This is a genomic window from Streptomyces manipurensis (assembly GCF_049570255.1).
Taxonomy (GTDB): Bacteria; Actinomycetota; Actinomycetes; order Streptomycetales; family Streptomycetaceae; genus Streptomyces; species Streptomyces manipurensis.
In genome coordinates this window covers 4447925-4468273 of record NZ_CP186950.1, presented here as the reverse complement: position 1 = coordinate 4468273, position 20349 = coordinate 4447925, and the positions used below count along the sequence as shown (strand labels likewise).

Below are 20349 nucleotides of genomic sequence, written 5' to 3'. Positions count from 1 at the left end.
GACGGCCCAGCGCCGGTCGCAGTTGCACACTTCGCCGTGTGATCGACACCACAGCCCGGCCTGGCGGATTCCGGTACAACCATCAAGGCTGAACATCTGTCACGTATGTACCGCGGCGGGTACCGCGCTCGGAGGGGGAGCGCGGTACCCGCCGCTGTCAGCCGGTCGGCTCCGCATGCCGCGGGGGGACCTCCGGCACCGCGAGGAACGGCAGCCGCAGTGCGCCGAAGGCCTCCTTCGGCACCGCCGGACGAACCGGTTCCACCGCGTCCAGGCGGACGTACCCCGCCCCCTGCACGGGACGCGGGTCCCGCTCCCCCTTGTTCGGCCAGTACGACATCGCCCGCTCCGCCTGCGCGGTGATCGTCAGCGACGGGTTGACCCCGAGGTTCGCCGAGACGGCCGCGCCGTCCACCACCGAGATGCCCGGGTGCCCGTACAGCCGGTGGTACGGGTCCACCACGCCCTCCTCCGCCGACGCCCCGATCGGGCAGCCGCCGAGGAAGTGCGCGGTGAGCGGGGTCCCCATGAGCTCGCCGACGTTGCTGCCGGGGAAGCCGTTGATCTCCTCGGCCAGCAGGGTCGCCGCCCGCGTGGCCTCCGCGATCTGCACCGGGTTCGGGGCGCCGTGGCCCTGGCGGGCGGTGAGCAGCCCCTTGCCGATGCCGCCCGGCTTGCGGTACGTCGTCAGCGAGTTGTCCAGGGACTGCATCACCAGGCCGATGATGGTCCGCTCCGACCAGCGCCGGTTCGACAGCGAACGGGCCAGCTGCAGCGGGTGCCTCGCGGTCCTGGCCAGCCAGCCGCGGACCCGGTGGGCGCCGTAGGGGACCTGGAGGACGGTCATGAACCCCATGGCGTTGGAGCCCTTGCCGTAGCGGACCGGCTCGATGTGGGTGTCGGCGTTGGGGTGCACGGAGGAGGTGATCGCCACGCCGCGGGTGAAGTCGGCCCGCTCCTGCCCGCCGGGGCCCGCCCCGCGGCGCCTGCGGTAGCGGCGGTCGTCGGTCTGGGCGCCCACGATGCCCTCGGAGTTGGTACGGGTCAGCGCGCCGAGCCGCTCGGACAGGCGCGGCAGCTCGCCGCGGTCCTTCATGGTGTGCAGCAGGGTCTGCGTGCCGTACGTGCCGGCGGCGAGGACGACGTGCCGGGCCCGCAGCACCTTCGCCTTCCCGCGGCGGCGGCCGTCGGTGGGCACGGTGCGGACGCGGTGGCCGCCGTCCGGGTGCTCCGACAGGGCGGTGACGGTCGTCATGGGGTGGATCACCGCGCCGGCCTTCTCGGCGAGGTGCAGGTAGTTCTCGTTCAGGGTGTTCTTCGCCCCGTGCCGGCAGCCCGTCATGCACTCGCCGCACTCGGTGCACGCCCTGCGGGCCGGTCCGGCGCCCCCGAAGTACGGGTCGGCGACCTCCTCGCCGGGCCGGGCCCGGACCTCGCCCCCGGCGTCGTCCCCGTCGCCGAAGAAGACGCCGACCGGGGCCATGTGGAAGGAGTCCTCCACGCCCATCCGCGCGGCCGCGGCCTTCAGATGGACGTCCGAGGGGGTCATGGTCGGGTTCAGCCGCACCCCGAGCATGCGCCTGGCCTGGTCGTAGTACGGGGCGAGCTCCTCCCGCCAGTCGGTGACGGACGCCCACTGCCGGTCCTGGAAGAAGGCGTCCGGCGGCACGTACAGGGTGTTGGCGTAGTTGAGCGAGCCGCCGCCCACGCCCGCGCCGGCGAGCACCATCACGTTGCCGAGCAGGTGGATCCGCTGGATCCCGTACAGGCCGAGCGCCGGCGCCCACAGGTAGTTGCGCAGGTCCCAGCTGTTCTTCGGCAGGCTCTCGCGCGTGAAGCGGCGCCCCGCCTCCAGGACACCGACCCGGTACCCCTTCTCGGTGAGGCGCAGGGCCGAGACCGCCCCGCCGAAGCCCGACCCGACGACGATGACGTCGTAGTCGTAGGCCTCGTCGTCCGACACGTCGTGCGACACGGATACCTCCTCAGCGCAGTCGGAGAGCCTTCATGACCTTGAGGCTGCGGGTCATGAACGCCGCGTACTTCTCGTCGTCCATGCCCAGCGAGGGCGCCATCGGGACCAGCCGCTGGTGGGCGACGGTCTGCGCCTCGGTGTACTTGAGGATGCCCTCGGAGCCGTGCCGCCGACCGAGGCCGGAGTCCTTCATGCCGCCCATGGGCGCCTGGGCACTGCCGTAGGCGGGGGCGTAGCCCTCGTTGATGTTGACGGTGCCGGTCCGCAGCCGGGCGGCGACGGAGTGACCGCGGCGGGCGTCCCTGGTCCAGACGCTCGAGTTCAGGCCGTAGGCGGTGGCGTTGGCCTCGGCGATCGCCTGCTCCTCGTCGGTGAAGCGGTAGATCGACACGACCGGGCCGAAGGTCTCCTCGCCGCACACCGCCATCGGCGCCTCGACGCCGTCGAGGATCGTGGGCTCGTAGAACAGCGGGCCTATGTCGGGGCGGGCGGTGCCGCCGGCGACGAGGGTGGCGCCCTTGGCGACGGCCTCGTCCACGTGCCGCTGCACGGTCTCGAGCTGGCGCTCGCCGACCAGCGAGCCCATGTCGGCGCCGTAGGAGAGGGAGGCCCCGAGCCGCATGGCCCGGGTGCGGGCCGCGAACCGCTCGACGAAGGCGTCGGCGATCGAGGCGTGGACGTAGAGCCGCTCGATGGAGATGCACAGCTGCCCGGCGGAGGAGAAGCAGGCACGGACGGCGCCCGCGGCGGCCTTCTCCACGTCGGCGTCGTGCAGCACGAGCATGGCGTTCTTGCCGCCGAGTTCGAGGGAGACCCCGACGAGGCGGGCCGCCGCACCCTGGGCGACCTCCCGGCCGGTGCGGGTGGAGCCGGTGAAGGAGACGTAGTCGGCGTGGCGGACCACCTCGGGGCCGACGACGGGGCCCTCGCCGAGCACGATCTGGAACACCTCGGCGGGCAGTCCGGCCTCGATCAGCAGGTCGCGGGCCCACAGGGCGGTCAGCGCGGTCTCGGTGTCGGGCTTCATGACCAGCGCGTTGCCCGCGACGAAGGCCGGCAGGGCGTCGCCGACCGACAGCTCCAGGGGGTAGTTCCAGGGCGCGATCTGGCCGACGACCCCGCGCGGCTGGCGCAGCTCGGTGACCTTCGTGAGGGTGGGCATGGCGCCCGTGTGGCCCTTGGGACGCAGGTACGAGGGGGCCTTGCGGCCGTAGTGGCGGGCCGAGACGGCGACCGCCTGGACCTCCTCGTGGGCGTGCAGGCGGGCCTTGCCGGTCTCCAGCTGGATCAGGTCGAGGATCTCGGCCTGCCGGGCCAGCACCAGGTCGTGGAAGCGGAGCATGACCGCCGCCCGCTTGCGGACCGGGACCGCCGCCCAGGCGGGCTGGGCGGCGCGGGCACGCTCGAAGGCCTCCGCCACGTCCGCGGGGGTGGCCTCGGGGAGCTCCGCCAGCCGGTCCCCGGTGAAGGGGGTGTGGTTGGCGGTGCGACCGGAGCCGATCACCCCGCGGGTCAGCCGGGCGACCAGGTCGGGGGTCACCACGTCGGCGGCGGTGCGGGCACCGGCCGGTGCCGGGGCGACCGGGTTGGTGGGCTGCGGTGCGGTCCGGAGGGGGGCGGCGGGGGCCTGCGAGTCCGTCATGCCGGTGAGCGTATTGCGCCCGGCAGGCTTTGGGTACCCGCCGGTAACCGGATTTTCCCTTTTCCGCCAGTGAACACTGGCGGAATGGCGGCGCCGGCCCGGTCAGCCCGTCTTCGCGGGCGGCTCCCAGCCGCTCAGCACGACGTCGAACTGCTGGCTGGTCGTCGCCCAGCCGGCCACGGGACCCGACATGTAGATCGCGTACTCGGTGCCGTCCGGCGCGATGTACATCTGCTCCTTCGCCCGCCGGGGACCGGCGTGCGTGCCCTTCTCCGTCCAGGTGAACTCCCAGATCGCGGACCGGGTGCTGTCCCGGAAGGTGTTCTGGTTGAGCTTCAGCCGCTTGTAGTCCGTCCGCTTCTGCACCTGCTGTTCCAGGTCGAGGACGTGCGCGTACGGATCCCGGAAGTCGGGGGTGGGATCGGCGGCGATCCGGATGAAGTGCTTGCCGTTGTCCGGGGTGTAGTCGATCTGGTCGCCGTCCATCTGACGGGTCCAGCCGTCCGGGACGAAGAGGGTGAAGCCGGTGGGGTCGGTGACCTTCTGCCAGCCGGCCGGCGGGGTAGCCGCCTTCGGCTTCCCGTCGTCGTCGCCCTGCCCGTCCGGTGCGCTCACCGCCCGGTCCGAGCCGGAGCCCGCGTCACCGGTGTACTTGAGCACGGCGAACACTCCGCCGCCGCCGACCAGCGCCGCCACCAGGGCCACGGCCACGGCCCGCCCCTTCCAGCCGCGGGCCGGGTCCGCCGCCACCGCGGGCACGGTCACGGGCCCGGCCGGGCGGGGAGCCGACTCCGGCATCGGGGCCGTCTGCGAGGCGGTGGGCTCCACCGGAGGGGACGTTTCCTCGGGTCTGTCCTGCGCCGGAGCGAGCTCCTCGGAGCGGACGGCGCGCGTCGGCACGAACGCCTGCGCCGCCTTCGGCTCGCGCCCCTCCATCGCCTCCAGCAGCATCCGCTCGGCCTCCTCGGCCGAGGGGCGCTGCATCGGGTCCTTGCGCAGCAGGGCCGTGATCACCGGGCCGAGCACCCCGGACTGGCGCAGCGCCGGCGGCTCCTCGTTCACCACGGCCTGCAGGCTGGAGATGGGCGAGGTACGGCGGAACGGGGAGCGCGCCTCGACCGCCGTGTACAGGGTCGCGCCCAGCGACCACAGGTCCGAGGACGGATCCGGGATCCCGCCGGTCACCCGCTCGGGCGCCAGGTAGTCGATGGAACCGACGATCTCACCCGTCCGGGTGATCGAGGAGTCGCCCTCGATGGCGGCGATGCCGAAGTCCGTGAGCAGCACCCGTCCGTCCTTGGCCAGCAGCACGTTGCCGGGCTTCACGTCCCGGTGCAGTACGCCGACCGCGTGCGCGGCGCGCAGCGCGCCCAGCACGTGCAGCCCGATCCGGGCCGCCTCGCGGGGTTCGATCCGCCCGGCCGCCTTGGCCGCCTCCGCGAGGGAGGGCCCGTCGATGTACTCCATGACGATCCACGGCCGGTCGTCGTGCTCCAGCACGTCGTGGACGGTGACGACCGCCGGGTGCTGGATGCGGGCCGCGGCCCGCGCCTCCTTCTGGGTCCGGGCGTGCATGACGTCCCGGTCGGCCTGCGCGACGTACAGACCCGCCGTCAGTTCCTTGACGGCAACGGTCCTGTGGAGCAGCTCGTCATGCGCGCGCCACACCTTGCCCATGCCGCCCCGGCCGATCGGCTCGACGAGCCGGTACCGGCCCGCCAGCACGGCGCCCCCACCTGTCTGCTGTTCCACGAATTCCCGCCGCTCTCTGCACTTCAGGCCAGATTACGGAGCCCACGGGGGCTGCTGGAACCGCCGGGGCGCCGAAAGACGGCACTGTGACGCAATCGCCGTACTGATCCGTCGTCAGTATCCGTTCAACCGCCCGCCTTGTAACTCGCCGTGGCCTTCTCGAAGACCTCGGTGACCTTGGACTGTTCGTCCTCCGGTCCGGTGACGAGGACGACGTGGTAGCTGCCCGCCAGCGCGACGACGAAGTTGCGGGCGTAGACGTTGCGGCCGGTCCCGTCGATCCACGTGTACCGTCCCGTGGCCCGCAGTTGCTGACCGACAGTGGTCGTCTTCACCTCCCCGACGGTCGACCAGGTGGACGTCCGGTACGGCGTCAGCTCCGGCTCCTTGTCCTTCTGGTAGGCCGCCGGATCCGGATTCCCCTGCACCTTGTCCCGGCCGGGGACCACGGTCAGCACGAACTGCCCGTCGGTGTACCGGACCTGGCCGGCCTCGTTGATCCCGCGGCGCTCCCAGCCGTCGGGCACGGCGATCTCGAAGTGCTCGGGGTCCTGCTGGGTGGTGTAGCCGGGCGGAGCGGGCGCGGGTGCGGGCTGCGACGCGGCGGGGGCGGTCGTCTGCGGCGCCGGCCGGGAGGTGGGGCTGCCGGCCGTGGCCGACGGCGAGGGCCGGGCCTCGGCACCGGGCCGCTCGTCCCCGGCCCCGCCCACATCGGCGCGCGGCAGGAACAGCACGGCGTACGCGACGCCCGCGGCGAGCAGGGCGAGGACTCCGAGGAGCAGGGTCCGGCCCAGGGCGAGCGGCTTGCGGGGGCCCGCGGGGTTGCGGTGGCGCCCGTGGACCTCGCCGCGGCGGCGGACCACGGGCAGGCGCGCCGGGTCCGGCTCCGGCATCGGGAGCACGCCCAGACCGGCGTCGGGCTCCGGCGCGGACCGGACGAGCGAGCGCAGCCAGCCGCGCAGCTCCTCGAAGTCGGGCCGCTCGGTGGGGTCCTGGCGCAGCAGCGACTCCACCACGGGGCGCAGCGCACCGCAGTCCTCCGCGAAGGCGGGGGGCTCCGCGCACACCATCTCGACCAGCTCGGCGACGCTGTCCTCCGGGTAGGGGGCGTGGCCCTGCACGGCCCGGTAGAGCAGCGCGCCCAGCGCCCAGAGGTCGGTGGCGGGCCCGACGGGAGCCGCGAGCTGCCAGTGGCCGTGCACGGGACCGGCCTGTTCGGGCGCCCAGCGCTCGGTGACCGCACCGACGACGGCCATGCGCGTCTGGCGGGCCCGTTCGGCGTCCAGCCCGGTACGGGGGCCGGTCCGCGGGGCGGACCACCCGCTGCCGCCGTTCCCGGCGCCGGCGGCGGGCTCGGCCGGTCCGGCGGCCGGAACGGGGACGGGCACGGCCGCGGCGTCGGCCTGCCGGTAGCCCTGGGGCAGCGGGATGCGGGCGGGCAGGACGGCCGGGTCCGGCTGGGGGCGGCCCGGGGCCGGTACGGGGGCTGCCGGTGAAGCGCCCGGTCGCGGGGCCGGTGCGTGGAGGGAATCCGGCTCCGGGGCCCGTTCGGGCGCCTGCTCCGGGGCGGGGAGCCGTGCCGGGGCGGGACGGGGTGCCGGTCCGGCCTCGGGCAGCGCGGGCCGTCGCGGGGTCGCACCGTGCCAGGCGCCGGTGCCCGCGGCCTCCGGACCTCCGTACGGGTAGGCGTAGCCCTGCGGGACCGTCGATCCGGCGGGCCTGCGCTCGGGCGCCTGGGCCGGTTCGAGCCCGGTGCCCGGGGCGGCACCGTTCTGCGCGTCGGCGCCGGTCTCCGTGCCGGTCCCGCCGTCGGTTCCGGATTCCGGCGCGGCCGGGCCCGGGGCGACGCCGGCCCTGCGCTGGGCGGTGATCCGGGCGGCGGCCTGCGCCCCGGCCCGGTAGGCGGCGATGGCCCCGGCCCGGGCCGCGGCCTGCGGGTCGGGCCGCTCCTGCGGACGGTCGGGGGTGATGTGGTCGTTGTAGCGGGGCCCGGTGTCGTAACCGGGCGCGACGAGCGGGGCGTACCGGGGGCCGGGGTCCGGTGCCGTCGCGGGGTCCGGGCCCGGCGGCGGGCTCGGTCGCTCCGGGGGAACGGCGGCAGAGGCGGCCCGGGGCGCGGGCGGTCCCTGCGGGATCCGGGGTGCCTGAGGGGTCTGCGGTGCCCGTGGGGTCCGGGGCGTGGGCGCGGCACCCCATCCCGTGCCGGGTTCCGCGTCGGCGGACTCGGGCAGCGGGTCGTACCCGCACAGGGCCTCTTCCGCCGCCCCGGCCGCGAGGCCGGTCAGCACGACCCTGCCGTCCTCGCACACCAGCACCGTGCGGACGGTGATGTTGCGGTGGGTCCAGCCGTGCGCGTGGAGCACGCGCAGCGCCGTCAGCACGTCCGACGCGACCTCGGCCGCGCGGTAGGGGCTGAGCGGTTCGTCGGCGATGAGCGCCGCGAGCGGCCTGGCCGGGACCAGTTCGCTCACTATCCACAACGAGCCGCCTTCGGCGAACACGTCGAAGACCTGGTCGAGCCGCGGATGGTCGGGGATCGAGGCCGCCGCCTGAGCCGCCTCGATCGCCCGCCGCACGGCGGGCAGATCGGCCGGGCCGCGGCCCGGAGCGGCCGGGACGGCGCGGGTCCCCTCGACCAGCTCGGCGTCCACCACCTCCGGCAACGGCACCTGCCGGACCAGGACTTCCTGCCCGCTGCGGGTGTCGAACGCGCGGGTCTCGACGAGTTCGTACTCGTCGGACGGCGGCAGCGGCAGGCGGTAGCGGCCGGCCAGTATCCGGCCCGCGTACTCCTCCACATCGCCTCCCCCGAGTGCGGCAGGTCCCCCATGGCCCCGCTGACACGATACGTCGCCGGGGGCACCCGCGTCCCGGGGTCAGCCGAGAGGCTGGAAGGTCCGGAAGGCGACGTCGCGGATCTGGGTGCACTCCGGACCGTCCCACTGGTCGGCCGGGCAGCTGATCATGATGGCGTAGCCGTGGGTGGCGTCCACCTTGAAGCCGCGGTTGAGGACGCGGACCTTGATGCCCTTCTGCTCCCGCTCGAACTCCCAGTCCGCGACGGTCGGATAGCCGCGGTACTCCACCGCGTCGATCCGGATCGTCCGGTAGTCCTTGCTGCTGCCGGCCACGCCGCTCACGGCCTTGCTCCAGGCGAGACGGGCGTCGTTGCCCGGCGTGCCGGTGTAGTCGACCTGGATCCGCGGGAATCCGCCGTCGCGGTTGTATATGGCCCCGGAGTTCTCGCCCGCTATGGCGTCCATCGTGAAGCCCTCGGGCATCGCCATGGAGAAGCGGAAGGCGAAGTCCTGCACCGTGGCGTACCCCGCGGGCAGTTCACCGCCGCCGGCGCCGCCGGTCGTGTTCCCCTGCCCCTGCCCCTGGCCGGCGCCCGGGGTCTGCTGGCCCTGACCGCCGCCCGGCTGGCCGCCGTCGCCCGTACCGGTGCCGGCGTTGGCGTTGCCGGCCGTCCCGACGCCGTTGGGGGCGGGCTGCGGGGAGGACGGCTTGTCGCCGCCCGGGTTCTGCGGGGCGGACGCGGCCGGGGTGGCCTTGCCGTCCTTGCCCTCGTTCTTCCCGGCCTTGTCGTCGTCGCCGCTGAAGGCGTAGACGATGAGCGAGCCGACCACCGCGAGGACCACGACGAAGGCCGCTATGGCGAGCGCGATGGTGCGGCGCGGCATGACGTCGGTGAGCGGTGCGGGGACGCGGCCCGGCCTGGGCCTGGGCGCCTCGGCGGCCGAGGCGGCCGTCGCGGTGGCGGCGGCCGCGGGGGCTGCCGACGCCGCCTTGCGGGCGGCCTTCAGCGCGGCGCGGGCGCGCTCGCGCTGCTCGCGTTCCCGCCGGTCCCGCTCCTTCTTCGCGGCCTTCTCGGCCGCCTTCTCGGCGGTGGCCTTCTCCGCCGCCTCCTTGGCGTCCGCGAGGGAGATCTGCCGGGTCTCCTCGGCGGCCGCCACCGGAGGGGCGGGTGCGGGCTCGGGCGCGGCGAGGACGGCCGTCAGCAGGTCCCGGGCGCGGCCCTCGTCGAGTCGGCGGTCAGGGTCCTTGACGAGCAGTCCGTAGATGACCTCGGTGAGCGGGCCGGCGTTCTTCGGCGGCTCCACGGGCTCGGTCATGACGGCGGTGAGCGTCGCGAGGGCCGATCCCTTGTCGTACGGGGGGACTCCCTCGACGGACGCGTACAGCAGACCGCCGAGCGACCACATGTCGGCCGGCGGGCCGGGCTTCTGGCCGCGGGCGCGCTCGGGGGAGATGTAGGAGGGGGCGCCGACGAGCATGCCGGTGGAGGTGACGGAGGGGTCGCCCTCGACCTGGGCGATGCCGAAGTCCGTCAGGACGACACGGCCGTTGCCGGCGATGAGCACGTTGGAGGGTTTGACGTCACGGTGCAGGATGCCCTGGCCGTGGGCGGCCCGGAGCACGTCGAGCACGGCGAGGCCGACCTCGGCGGCGCGGTGCGGGGTGAGGGGGCCGTTCTCCCGGATGAACTCGGCGAGCGACGGGCCCTCGATGAGCTCCATGACGATCCACGGCCGGCCGTCCTCGTCGACGACGTCGTAGACGGTGACGGCGCCGCCGCTGCGGATCCGGGCGATGGCCTTGGCCTCGCGGAGGGTACGGGTGATGAGGCGGCGCTTCTCGTCCTCGTCCACGCCGTTGCCGAAGCGGAGTTCCTTGACGGCGACGGTGCGGCCGAGGGTCTCGTCCTGGGCCCGCCACACGGTGCCCATGCCGCCCTTGCCGAGCACGGACCGCAGCCGGTAGCGGCCGGCCAGCAGCCGGCCCTCGTCCTGGCCGTCGTCGGCGGCCTTGGCGGCCGCGGCCTTCACGGCGGCGGCCATGGCGTCGGCCTTCTCCACGACGGGGTTGACCCCGGTGCCGCCGGGCACGGCCTTCGGCTTGGAGGCCGCGGCCTTCGCTGCGGGCCGCTCCTCGACGCCTGCCGCCTCGTCACCGCCCTTGCCCGAGCGAGACTTCGCGGAGACAGGCTCCGCGGCAGCGGACTTGTCCAACCGCAGCCCCCCGGACACGGGCTTCGCCCCGCCCTCGGACTCCACGGCGGCAGCCTTCTCCGAGCCGGGCTCGGCGGACGCAGGCTCAGCCCCGCCCTGGGCCTCGGTGGCCCCGGTCTTCTCCGGACCAGGCTCCGCGGACGCAGGCGCAGCCCCGCCCTGGGCCTCCGCGGCAGCGGACTTGTCCAACCGCAGCCCCGCGGACGCGGACTTCGCCCCGCCCTCGGACTCCGCGGCCCCGGCCTTCTCCGGACCGGGCTCCGCGGACGCGGGCTCCGCCCCGTCCCCCGACTCTGCGGCAGCAGCCTCGTCCGGGCGCGGCTTCGCGGAGGCGGGCTTCGCCCCGTCAGCAGCCGCCGCGGACACGGGCGCAGCCCCGGACCCGGACTCGGACTCGGCCGAATCCTTACCCTCGGGCGACGCCGCAGGCGAAGCGGCAGCGGACTTGTCCCGGCCGGGCTTCGCCCCCTCGGCATCCCCCGCGGACGCAGGCGCAGCCGCGGACCCGGCCCCGGCCGAATCCGTACCCTCGAGCGACGCCGCAGGCGCAACGGCAGGTGACTCGGTGTGCTCCGGCTTCGACATGCGTCCCCTCTGCGATCGCGCCGCTGCTCCGCCTGCCCCAGCGGCTGAGCGACCCGGCGGCCGGGGCTCACGGTAACCCGCCCCGGCAGAGCCCTCATTGTTCCTCACTCCGCAACGGACGGGCCCCCCGGGTCTGCGGTTCCCCCTTCCGCATTCCGGAGTTACAACGGAACGATGTCGGGCGCCCCCAGCCGTGCTGCGTCCGCCGTCTGGTCGTCGGGCTGGCGCTGGGATTCGCGCTCCGCCTGGACCCGCTTCTCGTAGTGTTCCACTTCCTTCTCGATCTGCTGCTTGTCCCAGCCCAGCACCGGCGCCATCAACTCGGCGCACTCCCGCGCCGACCGCGTCCCCCGGTCGAACGTCTCGATCGAGATCCTCGTACGGCGCGTCAGCACGTCGTCCAGGTGCCGCGCCCCCTCGTGCGACGCCGCGTACACGATCTCCGCCCGCAGGTAGTCGTCCGCGCCGGTCAGCCCCTTGCCGAGCCCCGGATCGGCGGCGATCAGGTCCAGCAGCTCCTCCGTGAGCGCCCCGTAGCGGTTCAACAGGTGTTCCACCCGCACCACGTGAAGACCCGTCCGGGCGGCGATCCGCGCCCGCGCGTTCCACAGGGCCCGGTAGCCCTCGGCGCCCACCAGCGGCACGTCCTCCGTCACGCACGGCGCCACCCGCTGGTCCAGCCCGTGCACCGCCTCGTCGACCGCGTCCTTCGCCATGACCCGGTACGTCGTGTACTTGCCGCCCGCGACGACCACCAGCCCCGGCACCGGGTGGGCGACGGTGTGCTCGCGCGACAGCTTGCTCGTCGCGTCCGACTCGCCGGCCAGCAGCGGCCGCAGGCCCGCGTACACGCCCTGCACGTCGTCGCGCGTCAGCGGGACCGCCAGCACCGAGTTCACGTGCTCCAGCAGGTAGTCGATGTCGGCGCTCGACGCCGCCGGATGCGCCTTGTCCAGGTCCCAGTCGGTGTCGGTGGTCCCCACGATCCAGTGCCGCCCCCACGGGATGACGAACAGCACCGACTTCTCGGTCCGCAGGATCAGCCCGGTGCTCGAATGGATCCGGTCCTTGGGCACGACCAGGTGGATCCCCTTCGACGCGCGCACGTGGAACTGCCCGCGCTCCCCGATCAGCGCCTGGGTGTCGTCCGTCCACACCCCGGTGGCGTTCACGATCTGCTTGGCGCGGATCTCGTACTCGACGCCGCCCTCGACGTCCCGCACCCGCGCGCCGACGACCCGCTCACCCTCGCGCAGGAAGCCGACGACCCTCGCCCGGTTGGCGCAGTGCGCCCCGTACGCCGCGGCCGTCCGCACGAGCGTGGCGACGTACCTCGCGTCGTCCATCTGGGCGTCGTAGTACTGCAGGGCACCCACCAGCGCGTCCTTGCGCAGCGCCGGCGCCACCCGCAGGGCGCGCGTCCGCGACAGGTGCCGGTGCACCGGCAGCCCGCGCCCGTGCCCGCTGGAGACGGACATCGCGTCGTACAGCGCGACGCCCGAGCCCGCGTAGAACCGCTCCCAGCCCTTGTGCTGCAGGGGGTACAGGAACGGCACCGGCTTGACGAGGTGCGGCGCGAGGCGCTCCAGCAGCAGGCCGCGCTCCTTCAGGGCCTCGCGCACCAGGGCGAAGTCGAGCATCTCCAGATAGCGCAGGCCGCCGTGGATCAGCTTGCTGGAGCGGCTGGAGGTGCCCGAGGCCCAGTCCCGGGCCTCGACCAGTCCGGTGGAGAGGCCGCGGGTGACGGCGTCCAGCGCGGTGCCGGCGCCCACCACTCCGGCGCCCACGACCAGCACGTCCACCTCTCGCTCGGCCATCCGGGTGAGGGCCTCGGCCCGCTGCGCCGGCCCCAGTGTCGCTGTCCTCACGGCTGCCTCCCGTTGGTGCGGGTGAGATCCCGCTCACATGCCCCGTTTCATGATTCTGACCCCCCGGACCCACATCAGCCACCGCCTGTGGACAACACAACGGTGGCGTTCGCTCCAGAATGCGACATATCTGTCATATATAAGCCTAGTCTGACATTGCGCCAGCTCCCCTGCCCCACGGAGGACTTGCGCGGCATCCCCCTCACGTCAGGGAAGGGACGGCACCCCCATGCCCGCAGACCTCGCCGTCATCGGACTCGGCCACCTCGGCCTGCCGCTCGCCCAGGCGGCCGTCGCCGCCGGCATCGAGACGGTCGGCTACGACAGCGGTCCGGTCACGGACTCCACTCTCACCGCTGCCGAGATCCGCCGCATGTCGGCGGCCGGCTTCCGGGTCACCACCAACCCCGCCGAGCTCGGCCGGGTCCGCACGGCCGTCATCTGCGCCCCCACCCAGCTCGGGGCCGACCGCGCGCTGGACCTCTCCGCCGTCGGCGAGGCCGGCCGGGTCCTCGCGGCCCGCCTGCGCCCGCACACCACCGTGATCCTCGAATCCGCCGCCCATCCGGGTGTCACCGAGGACTACCTGCGCCCCGTCCTGGAAGCGGGCTCCGGGCTGCGGGCCGGCCGCGACTTCCACCTGGCCTACTCCCCCAGCCGCCACGACCCGGGCAACCGGACCCACGGCATCTCCAACACGCCCAAGGTGATCGGCGGTCTCACCCCCGCCTGCACCGAGTCCGCGCACGCCTTCTACGCCCGCCTCACCGAGAAGGTGGTCCGCGCCCGCGGGCTGCGCGAGGCCGAGACCGTGCAGCTCCTCGAAACGAACTACCGGCACGTCAACATCGCCCTCATGAACGAGATGGCCGTGCTCTGCCACGACCTCGGCGTCGACCTGTGGGACGTCATCCGCTGCGCCGAGACCAAGCCGTACGGCTTCCAGGCCTTCCGCCCCGGCCCGGGCGTCGGGGGCCACGGCGTCCCCCTGGACCCGAACTACCTCCCCCACACCACCCGCACCCCCGGTCACCCGCTGCGCATGGTCGGGCTGGCCCAGGAGATCAACAACCGGATGCCGCAGTACGTCATCCAGCGCTCCGCCACCCTGCTGAACGAGCACGGCAAATCCGCCCGCGGGGCCCGCGTCCTGCTGCTCGGCGTCACGTACAAGCCCGACCTCGCCGACCAGGAGGGCTCCCCGGCCCGGGAGATCGCCAGCCGCCTCATCGACCTGGGCGCACTGATCAGCTACCACGACCCGTACATCACCGGCTGGCGGGTGCGCGACCGGCCGGTCCCCCGGGCCGAGTCCCTGTACGAGGCGGCCGCGAACGCCGATCTGACGATCCTGCTCCAGCACCACCGCACCTACGACCTCCAGGGTCTCGCGGTGAAGGCCCAGCTCCTCCTGGACACCCGCGGCGCCAGCCCCGCCGGCGCGGCCCACCGCCTCTGACCCCCCGGAAATCCCCCTGGCGATGTCCGACGAGGCTGCTAGCCTTCGGCGTCACTTATCTCGCACTTATGTCCCGAGGGCAGGCGTGCGATCTTCATCCCTGGGGGGACCTCCGCATGACCCAGAACTTCCAGCCGCCCGCGCCCGCGTCCTACACCCCGGCCCCCGCGCCGGCGCCGGCCCGCAGCGGCAACCTCGGACTGGGCATCGCCGCGACGGTGGGTTCCGCGCTGGTCCTCGCCGGGGTGTACGGCGCGATCATCGGTGCGACCAAGTACGAGATCGGCTACGCGGCCGTCGCCGTCGGCGCCCTGATCGGCGTCGTCGCCGGCAAGGTCGGCGGCCGCAACCCGGTCCTGCCGGTCCTGAGCGTCCTCCTCGCCCTCGCCGCCGTGCTCGCGGGCCAGATCCTCGGCATGGCGATGATCGTCGCCGACCAGAACGCCCTCTCCCTCCCCGATGTCCTCGGCCTCGGCGTCACCGTGCTGTTCGACGGCTGGAAGGAGGAGGCCAACCCGATGACCTTCCTCTTCTTCGCCATCGGCGGCTACGCGGCCTTCCAGACCGCCCGCAAGACGGCGGCCTGACCCCGACGCACCGGAGGGCCGGCACCCGCTCGGGGTGCCGGCCCTCCGGCGTTGCGCCTGCGGCGCGGGGTCAGCGGCGGTGCTGGGAGTCCGCGACGGTGACCTCGACGCGCTGGAACTCCTTCAGCTCGCTGTAGCCCGTGGTGGCCATCGAGCGGCGCAGCGCGCCGAAGATGTTCATCGAGCCGTCGGGGCTGTGCGAGGGGCCGGTGAGGATCTCCTCGGTGGTGCCCACCGTGCCGAGGTCGACCTTCTTGCCGCGCGGCACGTCCTCGTGCACGGCCTCCATGCCCCAGTGGTTGCCCTTGCCCGGCGCGTCGGTGGCGCGGGCCAGCGGGGAGCCCATCATCACGGCGTCGGCGCCGCAGGCCACGGCCTTCGGGATGTCACCCGACCAGCCCACGCCGCCGTCGGCGATGACGTGCACGTAGCGGCCACCGGACTCGTCCATGTAGTCGCGGCGGGCGGCGGCCACGTCGGCCACGGCGGTCGCCATCGGGACCTGGATGCCGAGGACGTTGCGCGTGGTGTGCGCGGCGCCGCCGCCGAAGCCGACCAGCACGCCCGCCGCGCCGGTGCGCATCAGGTGCAGGGCCGCGGTGTAGGTGGCGCAGCCGCCCACGATGACCGGGACGTCGAGCTCGTAGATGAACTGCTTGAGGTTCAGCGGCTCGGCGGCGCCGGAGACGTGCTCGGCGGAGACGGTCGTGCCGCGGATGACGAAGATGTCCACGCCCGCGTCGACGACGGCCTTGGAGAACTCGGCGGTGCGCTGCGGGGAGAGCGCGGCGGCGGTGACGACACCGGAGTCGCGCACCTCCTTGATGCGCTGCCGGATCAGGTCGGCCTGGATCGGCGCGGAGTAGATCTCCTGGAGGCGGCGGGTGGCCGACTCCTCGTCCAGCTCCGTGATCTCGTCGAGCAGCGGCTGCGGGTCCTCGTAGCGGGTCCACAGGCCTTCGAGGTTCAGCACGCCCAGGCCGCCGAGCTCGCCGATGCGGATGGCGGTCTGCGGGGAGACGACCGAGTCCATGGGGGCGGCCAGGAAGGGGAGCTCGAAGCGGTACGCGTCGATCTGCCAGGCGATCGAGACCTCCTTCGGGTCCCGGGTACGCCGGCTCGGGACGATGGCGATGTCGTCGAACGCGTACGCCCTGCGGCCGCGCTTGCCGCGCCCGATCTCGATCTCAGTCACGTGTGGTGGCCTTTCCTCTGGGTCTGCCCGTCCAGTATCCCCGAACGCCGGAGAGCCGCGTTCCCGTGCCCGCCGTACGGACGCCCGCGGCCCGGCTGCCGACGTCCGCGCACGCCACGCGCGAGGGGCGGACCCGGTGACCCGGGTCCGCCCCTCGCGCGTTCTGCCTGCTCAGCCCTTGCGGGAGTAGTTCGGTGCCTCGACCGTCATCTGGATGTCGTGCGGGTGGCTCTCCTTGAGGCCCGCCGAGGTGATCCGGACGAAGCGGCCGTTGTCCTGGAGCTCGGGCACCGTGCGCCCGCCGACGTAGAACATCGACTGGCGCAGGCCGCCGACGAGCTGGTGGACGACCGCGGACAGCGGGCCGCGGTAGGGCACCTGGCCCTCGATGCCCTCGGGGATGAGCTTGTCGTCGCCGCCCACGCCCTCCTGGAAGTAGCGGTCCTTGGAGAAGGAGCGCTGGTCGCCGCGGGACTGCATCGCGCCGAGCGAGCCCATGCCGCGGTAGGACTTGAACTGCTTGCCGTTGATGAAGAGCAGCTCGCCCGGGGACTCCTCGCAGCCCGCGAGCAGCGAGCCGAGCATCACCGTGTCGGCGCCCGCGACCAGGGCCTTGGCGATGTCGCCCGAGTACTGCAGGCCGCCGTCGCCGATGACCGGCACGCCGGCCGCCTTCGCGGCGAGCGAGGCCTCGTAGATGGCGGTGACCTGCGGGACGCCGATGCCGGCGACGACGCGGGTCGTGCAGATGGAGCCGGGGCCGACGCCGACCTTGATGCCGTCGCAGCCGGCGTCGATCAGGGACTGGGCGCCGTCGCGGGTGGCGACGTTGCCGCCGATGACGTCCACCGAGGAGTTCGACTTGATCTTGGCGACCATGTCGCCGACCAGCCGGGAGTGACCGTGGGCGGTGTCGACGACGATGAAGTCGGCGCCGGCCTCGATCAGGGCCTGGGCGCGCTCGTACGCGTCGCCGGCGACGCCGACGGCCGCGCCGACGAGGAGACGCCCTTCCTTGTCCTTGGCCGCGTTCGGGTACTTCTCGGCCTTGACGAAGTCCTTGACCGTGATGAGGCCCTTGAGGATGCCCGCCTCGTCGACCAGCGGAAGCTTCTCGATCTTGTGGCGGCGCAGCAGGTCCATGGCGTCCACGCCCGAGATGCCGACCTTGCCCGTGACCAGCGGCATCGGGGTCATGACCTCGCGCACCTGGCGGCTGCGGTCCGACTCGAAGGCCATGTCGCGGTTGGTGACGATGCCGAGGAGCTTGCCCGCGGGGTCGGTGACCGGGACGCCGGAGATGCGGAACTTCGCGCAGAGCTCGTCGGCCTCGCGCAGGGTCGCGTCCGGGTGCACCGTGATCGGGTCGGTGACCATGCCGGACTCGGAGCGCTTGACCAGGTCGACCTGGTTGGCCTGGTCGGCGATGGAGAGGTTGCGGTGGAGCACGCCGACGCCGCCCTGGCGGGCCATCGCGATGGCCATGCGGGCCTCGGTGACCTTGTCCATGGCCGCAGAGAGCAGCGGGATGTTCACGCGCACGTTGCGCGAGATGAGGGAAGAGGTGTCGATGTCGTCCGGGGCCATGTCCGACGCACCCGGCAGCAGCAGCACGTCGTCGTAGGTCAGTCCGAGCGTGGCGAATTTGTCGGGCACTCCGTCGGCGGTCATGACACCTTCCCAAATGGTCTTGCTCAGCGCGGATGTCCATGCTAACGGGATCCCGACGCGTCTCATTCCACGACCAAGGTCAACCGCAAGATTCGTAGGTTCCTACGTCCGGCCTACTGCTCGGCGAGCGCGCGGAGCCTGCTGAGGGCCCGGTGCTGGGCCACCCGGACGGCTCCCGGGGACATCCCGAGCATCTGCCCGGTCTCCTCCGCGGTCAGCCCGACGGCCACCCGCAGGACGAGCAGCTCGCGCTGATTCTCCGGGAGGTTGGCCAGCAGCTTCTTGGCCCAGGCCGCGTCACTGCTGAGCAGCGCGCGCTCCTCCGGGCCCAGCGAGTCGTCGGGCCGCTCGGGCATCTCGTCCGAGGGCACGGCCGTGCTGCCCGGGTGCCGCATCGCGGCCCGTTGCAGGTCGGCGACCTTGTGCGCGGCGATGGCGAAGACGAAGGCCTCGAAGGGCCGGCCGGTGTCCCGGTAGCGCGGGAGCGCCATCAGCACCGCGACGCAGACCTCCTGCGCCAAGTCCTCCACGAAGTGGCGGGCATCACCCGGGAGTCGCGACAGCCGGGTGCGGCAGTAGCGGATCGCGAGGGGGTGGACGAAGGCGAGCAGGTCGTGCGTGGCCTGCTCGTCACCTTCCACCGCCCGGCGTACGAGCGCGCTGACGCCCCCGGTACCGCCGCCTCCGGCGGCGCCGGTGGGGCCTGTGGCCGCGGGGGACCCCAGGGCCTCGTCGTCACGCATCCGTCCATGGTGCCTTGACGCCGGAGCATCCGCGGCACCGTGGCCCTTGTTGTGCGTCGAAGCGTTATGAGCGGGTGCGCCGGAACTCTTCATCTGCGCCCTCCCCTTCCCGCTCGGCCGATTGGTCCCCGAGAGACTCCACACCCTCAAGGATGCGGCATCGCGCACGAAGCGAGACGTTTCCCGGATTGTGCCCCGCCAACCCTCGGGTGCGCACCGGGTACGGCGGGACGGGAAAGGCCCGGCGACCCGGGGCGGCGCGGCGACCCGAGACGTACGGGGCGCCGGGGCGGCACGGGGCGCCGGAGGAGGACCGGGGCGGCGCGCCGCCCCGTCCGTCGGCGGCGGACGGGACCGCTCGCGACGATGCGCGGTCCGCGGCGGACCCGGCCGGGCCCGGCCGCATCGGGGGTCAGCGGACGAGACCCCAGCGGAAGCCGAGCGCCACGGCGTGCGCGCGGTCCGATGCGCCGAGCTTCTTGAACAGCCGGCGGGCGTGCGTCTTGACCGTGTCCTCCGAGAGGAAGAGCTCGCGCCCGATCTCCGCGTTGGACCGGCCGTGGCTCATGCCCTCCAGCACCTGGATCTCCCGCGCGGTGAGGGTGGGCGCGGCGCCCATCTCCGCCGAGCGGAGCCGGCGCGGGGCCAGTCGCCAGGTCGGGTCGGCGAGGGCCTGGGTGACCGTGGCCCGCAGCTCGGCGCGCGAGGCGTCCTTGTGCAGGTAACCGCGGGCGCCGGCGGCGACCGCGAGGGCCACGCCGTCCAGGTCCTCGGCGACCGTCAGCATGATGATGCGGGCGCCGGGGTCGGCCGAGAGGAGGCGGCGGACCGTCTCCACACCGCCGAGCCCGGGCATCCGTACATCCATCAGGATCAGGTCGGAGCGGTCGGCGCCCCAGCGGCGGAGGACTTCCTCGCCGTTGGCAGCCGTCGTCACACGCTCGACGCCGGGCACGGTGGCAACCGCGCGACGGAGCGCCTCTCGGGCAAGCGGGGAGTCGTCGCAGACGAGGACGGAAGTCATGACCGCCCTCCGCAGCTGCTGATGCGCGTCACCTTGAGCCTCCAGGCTGGTACGTATCGTCACCTGTGCGGTCGATGCCCCCGGACACCTGTCCGAGAACTTGTCGGTTCAACCGCCTTCGCACTCTCAACGATGGTCACTCGAAAGAGTTACGGGTCGGACGGACACCTTCGGCACTCTACGTGAGGAAGCGAACACGGCGGTGGAGGCGCAAGCCGCCTGTCCTCCATCTGGAGCTATGCCCTATTTGGCGGCTTTCCTTCCGTTTGGCACGTGTCTGAGGCTAGATTCCCAATGAGTCATATTTACATCTACTCGGACAGTAGGTGTGGAGACATGGACCGTATCCGCCTCAGTACCGGCACCAAGAGGACTACCAATGGCAGATTTCTCCCGCCTCCCCGGACCCAACGCCGACCTCTGGGACTGGCAGCTGCTCGCAGCCTGCCGCGGGGTCGACAGCTCCCTCTTCTTCCACCCGGAAGGCGAGCGGGGTGCGGCCAGGAGCGCGCGCGAGGCCTCGGCTAAAGAGGTCTGCATGCGCTGCCCGGTTCGCTCGGAATGCGCCGCACACGCACTCGCCGTCCGTGAGCCCTACGGGGTGTGGGGGGGCCTCACCGAGGACGAGCGCGAGGAACTGATGGGCCGCGCCCGGCACCGACTCATCCCCGCGTCGAGCGCGATCGGACGGATCACTCCGGACTGAGAACCGACGGAACCACGACCGGCACGACAAGAAGGAACGTTTCCTCCGAACCCTCCGCACACAGCACGCCCGGGCGTGTCGCCCCCCGGCCCGGTTTCACGCGTTCGGCCGTACGCACCCCCGTGCGTAC

13 protein-coding genes are annotated in these 20349 nt (G+C 73.2%); 3 read left to right on the top strand and 10 right to left on the bottom strand.

Annotated elements, in window-relative coordinates; translation table 11 throughout:
* Nucleotides 1–157 precede the first annotated feature (157 nt).
* The 6 genes from ACPU2J_RS20800 to ACPU2J_RS20775 all read right to left on the bottom strand — a co-directional run bounded on the left by ACPU2J_RS20800 (nt 158) and on the right by ACPU2J_RS20775 (nt 12834).
* A complete protein-coding gene (locus ACPU2J_RS20800) occupies nt 158–1975 on the bottom strand; it encodes a GMC family oxidoreductase N-terminal domain-containing protein (protein WP_423833797.1) in 1818 nt (605 codons plus the stop codon).
* A gap of 10 nt (nt 1976–1985) precedes the next feature.
* Complete coding sequence (locus ACPU2J_RS20795; RefSeq protein WP_423833796.1) at nt 1986–3617, bottom strand: succinic semialdehyde dehydrogenase; 1632 nt, start codon at nt 3615–3617, stop codon at nt 1986–1988.
* Nucleotides 3618–3719: 102 nt separating this feature from the next.
* Entirely contained in the window at nt 3720–5369 is a 1650-nt protein-coding gene (locus tag ACPU2J_RS20790; RefSeq protein ID WP_420079867.1) for a serine/threonine-protein kinase, read from the bottom strand.
* 125 nt (nt 5370–5494) lie between these two features.
* On the bottom strand, nt 5495–8167 hold the full coding sequence (locus ACPU2J_RS20785; RefSeq protein ID WP_423833795.1) for a protein kinase: 2673 nt from the start codon (nt 8165–8167) through the stop codon (nt 5495–5497).
* A gap of 78 nt (nt 8168–8245) precedes the next feature.
* Nucleotides 8246–10210 carry a serine/threonine-protein kinase gene (locus tag ACPU2J_RS20780; RefSeq protein WP_423834989.1) on the bottom strand — a complete coding sequence of 655 codons (1965 nt, stop codon included), beginning with the start codon at nt 10208–10210 and terminating at the stop codon, nt 8246–8248.
* Between the two features lie 917 nt (nt 10211–11127).
* Nucleotides 11128–12834: a glycerol-3-phosphate dehydrogenase/oxidase gene (locus ACPU2J_RS20775; RefSeq protein WP_361591021.1), complete on the bottom strand. Its 1707-nt coding sequence runs from the start codon at nt 12832–12834 to the stop codon at nt 11128–11130.
* Nucleotides 12835–13063: 229 nt separating this feature from the next.
* On the opposite strand from ACPU2J_RS20775, the gene ACPU2J_RS20770 reads away from it, so the two are divergent.
* Nucleotides 13064–14293 (top strand): nucleotide sugar dehydrogenase, encoded by a 1230-nt coding sequence (locus tag ACPU2J_RS20770; protein ID WP_361591023.1) that lies wholly within the window; start codon nt 13064–13066, stop codon nt 14291–14293.
* Between the two features lie 116 nt (nt 14294–14409).
* Nucleotides 14410–14880, top strand: a complete 471-nt coding sequence (locus ACPU2J_RS20765) for a hypothetical protein (protein WP_423833794.1) — start codon at nt 14410–14412, stop codon at nt 14878–14880.
* Between the two features lie 70 nt (nt 14881–14950).
* Here ACPU2J_RS20765 and ACPU2J_RS20760 read toward each other — a convergent pair whose 3' ends face one another.
* From ACPU2J_RS20760 to ACPU2J_RS20745, 4 genes are all read right to left on the bottom strand, one after another.
* The gene (locus ACPU2J_RS20760; protein ID WP_030851473.1) at nt 14951–16075 is read right to left on the bottom strand and encodes a GuaB3 family IMP dehydrogenase-related protein; all 1125 of its coding nucleotides are present in this window, start codon (nt 16073–16075) and stop codon (nt 14951–14953) included.
* 171 nt (nt 16076–16246) lie between these two features.
* Nucleotides 16247–17746, bottom strand: a complete 1500-nt coding sequence (guaB, locus tag ACPU2J_RS20755) for an IMP dehydrogenase (protein ID WP_361591029.1) — start codon at nt 17744–17746, stop codon at nt 16247–16249.
* Between the two features lie 113 nt (nt 17747–17859).
* The gene (locus ACPU2J_RS20750) at nt 17860–18489 is read right to left on the bottom strand and encodes a sigma-70 family RNA polymerase sigma factor (RefSeq protein WP_360873344.1); all 630 of its coding nucleotides are present in this window, start codon (nt 18487–18489) and stop codon (nt 17860–17862) included.
* Between the two features lie 412 nt (nt 18490–18901).
* A complete protein-coding gene (locus ACPU2J_RS20745) occupies nt 18902–19513 on the bottom strand; it encodes a response regulator transcription factor (protein WP_003948568.1) in 612 nt (203 codons plus the stop codon).
* Nucleotides 19514–19892: 379 nt separating this feature from the next.
* Between ACPU2J_RS20745 and ACPU2J_RS20740 the strand changes: the two genes are divergently transcribed.
* The gene (locus tag ACPU2J_RS20740; protein ID WP_361591031.1) at nt 19893–20219 is read left to right on the top strand and encodes a WhiB family transcriptional regulator; all 327 of its coding nucleotides are present in this window, start codon (nt 19893–19895) and stop codon (nt 20217–20219) included.
* Nucleotides 20220–20349 lie beyond the last annotated feature (130 nt).